Below are 11,694 nucleotides of genomic sequence, written 5' to 3' on the forward strand. Positions count from 1 at the left end.
ACGTTATGTCGTTAATCAGCCCTGAGTTTCTTCTGACTTCACTTATTGTGGTTATCGCCCCCGGCACCGGGGCGCTTTACACCATCGCCACCGGTTTATCAGCGGGAAGGCGTATGAGTTTTGCCGCCGCCTTCGGCTGCACGCTGGGCATTATTCCGCATATGCTTGCGGCGACAACCGGGCTGGCGGCGATCCTCCACAGCACGCCCGCCGCATTCGACGTGGTGAAATATGCGGGCGTCGCCTGGTTGCTGTATCTGGCGTGGGCCACCCTCACCCAGCGCGGTAGCCTGAGTGTGAAAAACAGTGAGAGACGCAATCTACTCCAGGTGATTACCCACGCAATTCTGATCAATCTGCTTAACCCCAAGCTGCCGCTCTTTTTTCTCGCCTTTTTGCCGCAGTTTATCCACAGCAGCTCGGCTTCTCCGGTCAGGGAGATGCTGATACTGAGCGGGGTGTTTATGCTGATGACGCTGCTGATTTTTATGCTCTATGGCGCGTTTTCGGCGGCGATGCGCGGATACGTGCTGACTCGCCCCAGGGTTTTACAGGGGCTCAGAGTGGGCTTTGCCGCCGGTTTTGTCGGGTTGGGTATTAGGCTGATTCTGGCGCAGAAGTAGCGGAACGCCCACGGCGGTAGATGCGTCGTGGGCGAAATTTCGGCTAGCGAATTCCTTCGAGGGCGCGGATCTCTTTCGAACGCAGTGTCAAACGGATAGGCGCTGATTTATAGGAAGGCGTACCGCTCTCTTTATCAAGATAGTCCAGAGGAACCAGGACGTTAGCTTCCGGATAGTAGGCAGCAACGGTGCCCGGCGCGATGCTGTAGGCGACCAGCGTGATATCTTCCAGCCGCTGGTGATTACCCGGCAGCGCGGAGCGAATATCCACCCGGTCACCGTGCTCGAACCCCTGCGCAGCCATATCCTGTTCGTTCATAAACAGCACATCGCGGCGGCCAAAAACCCCACGATAGCGGTCGTCCATGGCGTAAATCGTGGTGTTGTACTGATCGTGGCTGCGCAGCGTGACCAGACGCATCACATCGTCACCATCGACTTGCTGGTTTTCGTGCACGCCGTGGAAAACCGAGAACATCGCTTTGCCGGTCGGCGTCGGCCAGATACGTTCTGTTGGCGGCAGCGGCATACGAAAACCGCCGGGGTGGCGAATACGCTGGTTGTAATCATCGAAACCCGGAATCGTCTGCTCGATCAGATCGCGGATCCTGTCGTAGTCAGCGACCAGCGCCAGCCAGTCAATTTTACTCTCCGGTAAGGTCGCCATTGCCATCGCGGCGACAATCGCCGGTTCCGAACGCAGCTGCGGCGAGCCGGGTTTCAGCTTACCGGATGACGCGTGAACCATCGACATCGAATCTTCCACGGTAATCGACTGGCGCCCCGTTTCCTGAATATCCAGTTCAGTTCGGCCAAGGCACGGCAGAATAAAGGTCTCTTTCGCCACCAGAAGATGCGAGCGGTTAAGTTTGGTACCAATATGCACGCTTAGATCCAGACTTCGCACCGCCGGGAAAGCGCGCTCGTGATCCGGCATCGCCACCGCAAAGTTACCGCCAAGGCACAGCAGCGCTTTCGATTCGCCGTCGATCATTGCCTGTAACGCTTTTACCGCATCGTGACCGTGCTCCTGCGGCGGCGTGAAGCCAAACACCCGCTGCAGATTGGCAAGGAACTGGGCGCTCGGTTTTTCGGTAATGCCAACGGTGCGGTTACCCTGAACGTTGGAATGGCCGCGCAGCGGACAAATTCCCGCCCCCGGCTTGCCGATATTACCGCGCATCAGCAGCAGATCGGCAATCAGGCGCACGTTAGAGGTGCCCTTGTTATGCTGGGTGATGCCCATACCGTAGGTAATAATGGTGGCGTTCGATTTAGCGTAAGCCGCCGCCACGCGTTCAAGGCTGTCGCGCGTCAAACCCGACTCGCGTTCAATGTCCTGCCAGTTTGTGGCATGCAGATCCTCTGCAAAGTCAGCAAAACCCAACGTATGCTCGGCGATAAACGCCTGATCCAGTACCTCACCCTGCTCTTCTTCCAGACGTAACAACGCCTTCGCAATCCCCTTAAGCGCCGCCGCATCTCCCCCCGCTTTCACCTGGAAATAGGTAGAGGCAATGTTGGTCGAACGGTATGTGGCCATTTCGATGACGTTCTGTGGGTCGGCGAAACGCTCCAGCGCGCGCTCTTTTAGCGGGTTGAAAACAATAATCGGCACGCCGCGACGCGCGAGTTCATGCAGCGTCCCCATCATGCGCGGATGGTTGGTGCCGGGGTTATGACCGATGGAGATAACCAGCTCGGTTTTGTCAAAATCATCGAGTGAGACCGTTCCCTTGCCGATGCCAATAGACTGCGGCAGGCCGACGCTGGTCGACTCATGGCACATATTTGAACAGTCAGGGAAGTTATTGGTGCCAAATTCGCGGGCAAAAAGCTGGAATAAATAAGCAACTTCATTGGAGGCACGCCCGGAGGTGTAGAATTCCACTTCGTTGGGCTGCATGGTGCGAAGGATTTCGCCAATACGACTGAAGGCATCCTCCCATGAAACCGGACGTAGGGTATCGCTCTGCTTGTCGTAAGCCAAAGGCTGGGTTAAGCGCCCGTAGCCTTCCAGCTCAAAATCGCTCTTCGCCAGCAGCGAAGTGACGGTGTTAGCTGCCAAAAACTCCGCAGTGACGCGTTTGCTGGTGGCTTCCCAGGTGACCGCTTTCGCACCGTTTTCGCAGAATTGAAACGTCGATTTATGCTCTTTGTCCGGCCAGGCACAGCCGGGGCAATCAAAACCATCCGGCTGGTTGGTACGCAGTAGCGTGGCGGGGGCATCAAGCGCATCCATTTGCGTGCGAACGGCGATGGCGGTGGCTTTTAATGCTCCCCAACCGCCCGCCGGGCCATCATAGGGATGGACGCCAGGGACGACGCGTCTTTTATTACTCATGTTGACTCCTGATACGCTTTCGGCGGCGGATTGCAGGTGAAGCGCCGCATTATTTCTTATCGCCCGCAACCAGTAAGTATAACGGGCGTTTTATTAACGAAAGCATAACAATCAGGGCGGTAGCTGTATAATCAATGTTATCTATCACGCGTTAGATTTAACTTATTTAACGAATAATAAACATACAGAAAGCCAACGACATCAGGTCAAATTGTAGTAGCGATCCGGCTCAAGTTTATCCGGCAAAGGATGCTGGCCGGTCATATCCAGCAGATTACGTTCGATAGTGTTGCACATCGCATTCAACGGTAAATCATTGGCCGCAGTACCGAACGGATCTTCCAGCTCCTCCGCCAGAGAATCCCACGACAGAAAGGTGTAGGAGATAAAAACCGACACGAACGGCGTCATGTAATGCAGGTCGCCAACCAACGCAAAAGGCAGCAGCGTACAGAAAAGATAAACCGTACGCTGCAAAATCAGCGTATAGGCAAAAGGCACCGGTGTGCTGGCCAAACGCTCGCAGCCGCCAAGGGCATGACCCAGCTCATCGAGCTTATTATCCATCAGACCGAAGGTGATATCGCTCATCTTCCCTTCTGCGCGAAGCCGCCCCAGCTCATCGCCCGCCAGCAGCAGGATGCGATTGGTCGGCATCGAGCTGGCAAGAATCTCGGTAACCGTCTGTGGCGGCAGTAGCCGCGCTAAATCCGCGCCCGGGTCCGTTTTGCGCAGCTGATGCTTAAGGCTCCAGCTAAAAGCGACCAGGTAGCTAACCAGACGTTGATGAGATTCGCTTTCCGCCGGAAGGATATTTTTCAACTGACGAACCAGCGTTCTTTCAGCAATCAGCACTGTTCCCCACAGATTTCGCGCTTCGACAAAACGGCTATATCCGGCGCTATTACGAAAGCCGAGGAAAATAGCGATAGCGATCCCCAGCAGGCTAAATGGCGCAACGGTCAGATGGATACCCAACTGTTCATACCACTGGTAGCTGATGATGGCGATAACCGACATCACCACGTTAAGCAGCAGGCGAAAGACGATTTTTGACAGCACCGAGCCGTGCCAGTCAAACAGACGAAGAAACCAGTGTTGTTCTGGCCGAATAATCATTTATCTATTAACCGATTGTATTTTTATATTGTTTAAAAACACGACAATGCGTCAGACCTGCTATTAATCCGCGATGTAAAATAGCGGCTGAATTATGGACCCTTTTTATTTCGCTGGCAATCTCATGCTAAAAATATATAACCATGAGTGCAGCATGGAAATAAAACCATACCCTCAGCTAAGTTAGAACAGACTTAGTTGCCGACTGGCAGGGGTCGATATGAATCATCATATTAAGAACGTTATGATTTTTTAATACCCGCGCGCGGGCCGATAGCGCAATATCATGTCCTTCAACAACTGACAAATTCCCCGCCACCTCAACGTGTACATCCACCAGGATCAAATCTCCGGCGCGGCGGGTTTTCAGATCATGCAGTGCGATGACGCCGGGCGTCGCCAGAATAGTCGTTTTTATCTGCTGTTCGGTATCGCTATCCACAGCGCGATCCATTAAGTCATGCAGTGCATCAATGGCAAACGAGTAACCCATGCGGGTGACCAGCACGCCGACAACCAGTGCGGCAACCGGGTCAAGCCATACGACCCCGGCGAGATTACCGATAATACCAACCGCCACCACCACCGACGATGCAGCGTCGGAACGGGCGTGCCAGGCATTGGCAATCAGCATTGAGGACTGAATTCGCTTCGCCACCGCCAGCATATAGCGAAATAAAACTTCTTTGGCGACCAGCGCGGCAAGAGCGACCCACAGGGCGATGATATGAACATCCTGAATGGATTCGGGGTGCAGCAGTTTGTTGCCAGCAGACCACAGCATACCCAACCCAACGAGCAACAACAGTGCGCCAATCACCATTGAAGCACCGTTCTCATAACGCCAGTGACCATAATGGTGATCGCTATCCGAAGGCTTGCGGCTTTTTTTATTGGCTAGCAGAACCACAAAATCAGCGATCAGATCGGAAAAGGAGTGAATCCCATCGGCTATCAAACCCTGTGAGCCGGAAAATATCCCTGCCAGCACTTGAAAGCTGGATAAAAAAAGATTTACCACCACGCTGATTAGCGTACTTTTACGTGCGACCGTGGAACGCTGATGATATTTATCATCAGCCTGAGTTTTCATCGTCATTGAACACCTCTATTGAAAGAGAGACAACGTACACGATTTTGTTTAATTTTTCCTGAACAACATGCTGCCGTTAAGCCAATATTTAAATTTTTATAATACCGTCAATATTTAAATGCGAATAATTTCTTTTTATAAAATATAGCCTCAACAATAATAGCCTTAGCTATATTTATGCAACGCTTTGCACTCCCGAATAATTAATATTCATTCATCCGTCGCATCGCGCAATGATAAGCGCCATTGCGTACCGAAGCGCGCAATACGCGAGCCACACCGTGCACCGCCATTCGCGCGCTATGTCGCTGCATAGCGCTCATTGGCAAATTAAGCATCTCCTGCGCCCAGGATGGCAGCAGGTCGATACCGGCGCGCATCATCATCCGCCCGACCGGCTGAATCAGGCGGCCCGGCAGCCGCGTAGATAACAGCACGTTAGCCACTTCCTGCGTGCGTTCGTCGCAGCGCAGCACAGGTCGCATATCCTGCAAATAGTCGGCAACCTGCCGCGGCGTGACCGGGATGTCGCGTGCCCCCAGACGGCGGGCAATTTCGGCAGCTTCCTGATAGTACTGTTCCTGGCGGGCAGCGCTGATCACGGTCCGTTTGTAACGCAAATGGGAAGCCATAAAGCTGCTGCATTCGGCAACGTGTACCCAGGTGAGTAGCGCCGGATCGCTGGCCTGATACGGCGTACCGTCTTTATCCTGACCGCCCACGCGCAGATGAATTTCCTGCACTTTGGCAATCAGCCGTTCAGCGTCGACAGTGGTACCAAAGGTAGTGGCGGAAATAAACTGGCTGGTGCGGCGCAGGCGACCAAAAATATCTTCGCGAAAGTTCGAGTGATCCCAGACGCCAGCCAACGCTAACGGATGCAGCATCTGCAATAGCAACGCGCTGACCCCGCCGCACAGCATAGAAGTAAAATCTCCATGAACCTGCCAGATGGCCGACTGCGGGCCAAACAGCCCCGGCTCACCCTTGGGGTGTTCAAAATCGATCTCTTTGAGTGCCATGCCGGTTAAGCCCAAAACCTGAGCTTCAATCATTCCGCGTATGCTGCTCATTGCGTTACCTGCTCCTTTGCGTAAGCGGCAAAGATAGCATTAATCTACGCGGGTGACATTTGCCAGCCGTGGCGTTAAAGGAGGGAGTGCCCGCCTGATGCGGGCAGCGGGGAATTATGGATTAAGCTGATAGTCGAGGGTGATCTCAGCATTAAGCACCTGCGAGACCGGGCAACCGGCTTTCGCTTTTTGAATGATGCCGTCAAACACATCGGCCTCGATGCCAGGCAGCACAATTTTGCTCTGCAGCGCGATTTTGGTAATCGCAAAACCGCCGCCGGATTTGTCCAGCGTCACCACCGCCACGGTATCAATTGAGGTTGCGGTATAGCTCTCTTCGCTGAGCATCAACGACAGCGCCATCGAAAAACAGGCCGCATGGGCCGCGCCGATCAGCTCTTCCGGGTTGGTTCCCTTCACGCCTTCGAAGCGGGTGTTAAAGCCATAAGGTTGCTGGTTCAGCGCGCCGCTCTCGGTGGAGACGGTTCCTTTACCGCTTTTCAGATCCCCTTCCCAATGCGCCTGACCTTTCTTATGGATTGCCATGATATCGCTCCTTTTTGACATTAAAGAAATAAAGTATAGAAGCCATTTCCCTTTCAGGCAGCGCACTATCCTTTAATCAGACGAATCCAATGGGATATTTTTGCTCATATTAACGCCGGTAACGCGAAATCCGGTGGCTTCGTAGACATGGCGAGCGCGTTGATTATCCCCGGCGACGCGCAGTTTAATTTGCACAAACCCTTTGCTTGCAAGTTCACGTTCAAAAGCGGTCATCGCCTGCTTGCCCAATCCCTGCCCTTGAAAAATGGGGGAAATATAGAAATCGCAGATAAACGCAGAGCGCGTTTTCACATCCGGCTTATACCAGAGATAGCCAATTCGGGTTTCCACGCCCTCAACATGATTGAGTAAACAGAGCAGAACCTGGCCGCCAGTGTTAACGCCATCGGGTAAATCATCGGCTATTTCCTGCTGTGCCTGAGATAAAGCCGCCGACGGCGAAAGCCCGTAGTTTGCCGCAATTTCCGCCGCGTAATCGGGGATAAAATAATCGAGGTAAGCCGGGTACTCATCCTCGCACATGGGTCGAAACAAAATCATCCATTCACTCCTTTAAGATCCGTGGGTTGCGCCAGTCGTTGCTGAACCTCTTCCAGAAACAGCGGCAGCGCGCTGGGCTGATAATCGCGTGAGAGATAAATCCCATACACGCTTAGCGCTTTTGGCTGATAAGCTGGTAAAACCTGCTTTAGCGCCCCGCCGTTAAGCGCCCGCTGCGCCTCCAGCTCCGGGAGCATCGCGATGCCACAACCGGCCACCGCCGCCTCCAGCAAGAGAGAGGAGATCCCGGCGCTAAGATTACCGGAAACCGCCACCGCCACGCTATCGCCTTGTGGATCAGTAAACTGCCAGGTCTGGCTGGCGAAATGGCTGTAATGCAGGCAATTGTGGCGAGATAAATCATCCGGCGTGTGCAGTGGTCCATTCTGCTGTAGCCAGCGTGGCGAGGCGCACAGCACTGAACGACAAACACCAAGACGACGAGCGATAGCTCCCGGCTCCGGGTTATCGGTGATGCGGATCGCCACGTCTATCCGTTCGCCAATCAGGCTCACCGGGTGATTATTAATATCCAGCTCAAGGCGCAGCTGCGGATAGCGGGCGAGAAAATCAGGCAACATAGGCGAAATAAGCTGCATCGCAGTGAAATGAGCGCAGGCAACGCGCAGCGTCCCGCTGGGGACCGCACGCTCGGTTTGTCCGGCGATTTCATCCGACAGCTGCGTGAGCGTGCGCGTTTTTTGCAGTACCTTTTCCCCGGCGGAGGTTAGCGTCAGCTTACGGGTTGAACGGTGTACCAACCGGCTTCCGGCCCACTGCTCCATCTGCTCGAGATAGCGGCTAACCATCGGGCGCGACATCCCCAACGCTCGCGCGGCAGCGCTCAAACTCCCCAGTTCACAAATACGTATATACACCTGAGCGGCGATCACCCGATCCATCATTCGATTCCATCTGCACGATTTATGAAACTCAGCATCTCTTTTTTCAGGAATATTCGCAAATCATGAAATGCGTAAAATAGCATTCATTCACCTGATAAAGAGAAAACGCGCATGAAATCATCTGTCCTTGCCATCGCTACCACCCTGTTCAGCACCACCGTACTGGCTGCGCCTTTGACGCTGCAAACCTACAACCCACAGGAGAATGGCATTTTTGCCGTCAACTCCACCCTCGCCACCGGCCCGCATGAAGCGGTACTGTTCGATGCCCAGTTCAGCGTGAAGGATGGTGAGAAGCTGGTCGAGATGGTCCAAAAAAGCGGTAAGAAACTGACTCGTATCGTGATCACCTCCGGCGATCCGGATTTCTATTTTGGCCTGGAACCGCTGGTCAAAGCGTTCCCGCAAGCCAAAATTGTCGCTACCGCTGAAGTGGTCAAACATATTAATGCTACCAAAGAAGCCAAACTGGCGTACTGGGGCCCGCAAATGAAAGACGGTGTGCCGAAAGAGCTTTACGTCCCGCAGGTGATGGCAGCGAATACCTTCACTATCGACGGCGAAAAAGTCGAAATCCGCCAGCCGCAGAACTACGCCGCTTTCGTGTGGATCCCGGCAAATAAGGCGATTCTCGGCGGAACCGGCGTGGCATGGGGAATGCACGTCTGGACGGCGGATACCCAGAGCGTCGAAAGCCGCCAGCAGTGGATTAATACGCTCAACGAAATGGCTTCACTGCATCCGCAGCAGGTGATCCCCGGCCACTATCTTGGCACGCCGCCAGCAGGCGACCGCGCGATTGTCTTCACCCGCGATTACCTGACGCAGTTTGAGCAGGCGCTTAACGAGCATAAAGATTCGGCTGGCGTGATTAAGGCTATGAAACAACGTTGGCCCGGGCTCGCAGAAGAGAGCTCGCTGGAGCTGAGCGCCAAAGTGAATACCGGCGAGATGAAGTGGTAATTCTGGCTATTACGGGTATTTGCGCCGGACGATGGCTCGCGTCTTACCGGTCGTTATCAGAGATTGTTCTTAATCAGCCGTTGTAACCTTGCTATTGGTGGGAATGTGAACCACGCTGATTATCGCCGCACCAAAAATGGGCGGCGAACTTAGGGTTAAATTTCGTCCGATATATATCGGGCTTGTCCTTGAAACCAGAACAGGATAAAGGAGTAAGAATGAAATCGAACCATCAGGCACGTCATCTTCTTGGTCTGAACTACAAACTTTCCCAGCAGAAAAAAGTGCTGCTGGAAGGCGATGCGGAAACCACGCTAAACCACATCCATGCTACCGGTCGCAAACGCCGCGGTGGCTAATTTTTCAGCTGAGTGATGATAGAAACACCGTCCTGCATGCAGGATGGTGTTTTTTTAAGACTATCGACTGCATGTTTACCCTTCTTTGATGCCATCTGCTCTATACTCTGCCCGCTGCAATTCCCTGCCAGCCCCTCGCCTGTCGCCGCGCCTGGGCTGAAGCGTTCACCAAGGAGTTAGTGCGATGCAATTCACTCATAAGAAAAACCGTTCTCTTTACATCCCTTACGCAGGCCCCGTTCTCCTTGAGTTTCCGTTACTCAACAAAGGTAGCGCCTTCAGTATGGAAGAGCGTAGCAGTTTTAACCTGCTGGGACTGCTGCCAGAAGTGGTCGAAACCATCGAAGAACAAGCCGAACGCGCGTGGATCCAGTATCAGGGATTTAAGACCGAGATCGACAAGCATATTTATCTGCGCAACATCCAGGATACCAACGAAACGCTGTTCTACCGCCTGGTTGGCAACCATCTCGACGAGATGATGCCGGTTATTTACACTCCGACAGTAGGTGCTGCCTGCGAACGTTTCTCTGAGATCTATCGTCGCGCCCGTGGCGTTTTTATCTCTTATCAGAACCGTAATAACCTCGACGACATCCTGCAAAACGTGCCGAACCATAACGTCAAAGTGATCGTCGTGACTGATGGCGAGCGTATTCTCGGTCTCGGCGACCAGGGTATTGGCGGGATGGGTATTCCTATCGGTAAGCTCTCGCTCTACACCACCTGCGGCGGCATCAGCCCGGCTTACACCCTGCCGATAGTGCTGGATGTTGGTACCAACAATCAGCAATTACTCGATGACCCACTGTATATGGGCTGGCGTCACCCGCGTATCACCGACGACGAGTATTACCAGTTCGTCGATGACGTTATTCAGGCGATTAAAGCCCGCTGGCCGGATGTGCTGCTGCAGTTCGAAGACTTCGCGCAGAAAAACGCCATGCCGCTGCTTAACCGTTACCGCAATGAAGTCTGCTCGTTTAACGACGATATTCAGGGTACCGCTTCAGTGACCGTCGGCACGCTAATTGCCGCCAGCCGAGGCGCGGGCAGCCAGTTGAGCGAGCAGAAAATTGTTTTCCTTGGTGCCGGTTCCGCGGGCTGCGGTATCGCCGAGCAGATCGTGGCGCAGATTCAACGTGAAGGTTTAAGCGAAGAAGAGGCTCGCAAACGCGTATTTATGGTTGACCGTTTTGGTCTGCTGACCGACGCCATGCCGAACTTGCTGTCGTTCCAGAGCAAACTGGTGCAAAAGCGCGAGTCTCTGCAAGGGTGGGATACCACTAACGATGTGCTGTCGTTGCTTGACGTGGTACGCAACGTCAAACCGGATATTTTAATCGGCGTTTCCGGCCAGCCGGGGCTGTTCACCGAAGAGATAATCCGCGAGATGCATAAGCACTGCCCGCGGCCGATTGTGATGCCGCTGTCGAACCCAACTTCCCGCGTGGAAGCAACGCCGCAGAATATCCTTAGCTGGACCGACGGCGAAGCGCTGGTCGCCACCGGCAGCCCGTTCGCGCCGGTGACGCTCAAAGGCAAGCAGTACGTTATCGCCCAGTGCAATAACTCCTACATCTTCCCGGGAATTGGGCTTGGCGTTATTGCTTCCGGCGCATCCCGCGTCACCGACGAGATGCTGATGGCCGCCAGCGAGACTCTCGCGAAACACTCACCGTTGGTGAATAACGGTGAGGGCCCGGTTCTGCCGGAACTGAAGGATATTCAAACCGTTTCGCGTGCGATTGCTTTTGCTGTGGGGAAAGTTGCCCAGGAACAGGGCGTGGCGGTGAAAACGTCGGCAGAAGCGCTGTTGCAGGCGATTGCCGATAACTTCTGGCAACCGGAATACCGGAATTATCGCCGGACTTCGATTTAAGCGAAAACGCTGCTGATAAAACGAAGGAACGACCCAAGGCCTGAAAATCAGGTCCAGGGTCGTTCATCGCTAGCCAAAAACCCTTTATCCCTCTACACTGCCGTCACCCATCAACTAACTGAATAGAAAAGGAGGATCCCATGTCGTACTGTGAAATGTTTTTTTCACGTGCATTTGGCGATCGCACCAGCTCAAGCGTTATCGGTATCGTGCTGCGATAACTTCA

General features: G+C 53.8%; 11 protein-coding genes. 4 read left to right on the top strand and 7 right to left on the bottom strand.

The genetic code is table 11. The features are described from left to right. Positions 1-5: 5 nt before the first annotated feature. Positions 6-623: a LysE family translocator gene (locus tag QVF11_RS23225; protein ID WP_112214878.1), complete on the top strand. Its 618-nt coding sequence runs from the start codon at positions 6-8 to the stop codon at positions 621-623. A 43-nt stretch (positions 624-666) separates the two neighbouring features. Here QVF11_RS23225 and QVF11_RS23230 read toward each other — a convergent pair whose 3' ends face one another. The 7 genes from QVF11_RS23230 to QVF11_RS23260 all read right to left on the bottom strand — a co-directional run bounded on the left by QVF11_RS23230 (position 667) and on the right by QVF11_RS23260 (position 8,261). Beyond that, positions 667-2,967, bottom strand: a complete 2,301-nt coding sequence (locus tag QVF11_RS23230; protein WP_112214877.1) for an FdhF/YdeP family oxidoreductase — start codon at positions 2,965-2,967, stop codon at positions 667-669. A gap of 201 nt (positions 2,968-3,168) precedes the next feature. Continuing rightward, the gene (locus QVF11_RS23235) at positions 3,169-4,086 is read right to left on the bottom strand and encodes a bestrophin family protein (RefSeq protein WP_112214876.1); all 918 of its coding nucleotides are present in this window, start codon (positions 4,084-4,086) and stop codon (positions 3,169-3,171) included. 178 nt (positions 4,087-4,264) lie between these two features. Then, positions 4,265-5,179 carry a cation diffusion facilitator family transporter gene (locus QVF11_RS23240; RefSeq protein WP_425402914.1) on the bottom strand — a complete coding sequence of 305 codons (915 nt, stop codon included), beginning with the start codon at positions 5,177-5,179 and terminating at the stop codon, positions 4,265-4,267. Positions 5,180-5,382: 203 nt separating this feature from the next. Next, entirely contained in the window at positions 5,383-6,252 is an 870-nt protein-coding gene (locus tag QVF11_RS23245; RefSeq protein WP_287859550.1) for an oxygenase MpaB family protein, read from the bottom strand. Between the two features lie 114 nt (positions 6,253-6,366). Continuing rightward, positions 6,367-6,798 (bottom strand): OsmC family protein, encoded by a 432-nt coding sequence (locus tag QVF11_RS23250; RefSeq protein ID WP_112214211.1) that lies wholly within the window; start codon positions 6,796-6,798, stop codon positions 6,367-6,369. Positions 6,799-6,870: 72 nt separating this feature from the next. Continuing rightward, positions 6,871-7,359, bottom strand: a complete 489-nt coding sequence (locus QVF11_RS23255) for a GNAT family N-acetyltransferase (RefSeq protein WP_142513830.1) — start codon at positions 7,357-7,359, stop codon at positions 6,871-6,873. Then, entirely contained in the window at positions 7,356-8,261 is a 906-nt protein-coding gene (locus tag QVF11_RS23260; RefSeq protein ID WP_287859566.1) for a LysR family transcriptional regulator, read from the bottom strand. Before QVF11_RS23260 ends, QVF11_RS23255 begins: the two co-directional genes overlap by 4 nt. A gap of 114 nt (positions 8,262-8,375) precedes the next feature. On the opposite strand from QVF11_RS23260, the gene QVF11_RS23265 reads away from it, so the two are divergent. The 3 genes from QVF11_RS23265 (at position 8,376) to QVF11_RS23275 (ending at position 11,468) form a co-directional block, all read left to right on the top strand. After that, positions 8,376-9,227 carry a Vmh family MBL fold metallo-hydrolase gene (locus tag QVF11_RS23265; RefSeq protein WP_287859554.1) on the top strand — a complete coding sequence of 284 codons (852 nt, stop codon included), beginning with the start codon at positions 8,376-8,378 and terminating at the stop codon, positions 9,225-9,227. Positions 9,228-9,445: 218 nt separating this feature from the next. Further along, on the top strand, positions 9,446-9,586 hold the full coding sequence (gene sra, locus QVF11_RS23270) for a stationary-phase-induced ribosome-associated protein (RefSeq protein WP_110276534.1): 141 nt from the start codon (positions 9,446-9,448) through the stop codon (positions 9,584-9,586). Positions 9,587-9,770: 184 nt separating this feature from the next. Next, the gene (locus QVF11_RS23275; protein WP_287859557.1) at positions 9,771-11,468 is read left to right on the top strand and encodes an NAD-dependent malic enzyme; all 1,698 of its coding nucleotides are present in this window, start codon (positions 9,771-9,773) and stop codon (positions 11,466-11,468) included. Positions 11,469-11,694: the final 226 nt, after the last annotated feature.

It is taken from the genome of Klebsiella sp. (assembly GCF_027492335.1).
In the GTDB taxonomy this organism is placed as follows: Bacteria; Pseudomonadota; Gammaproteobacteria; order Enterobacterales; family Enterobacteriaceae; genus Klebsiella; species Klebsiella huaxiensis.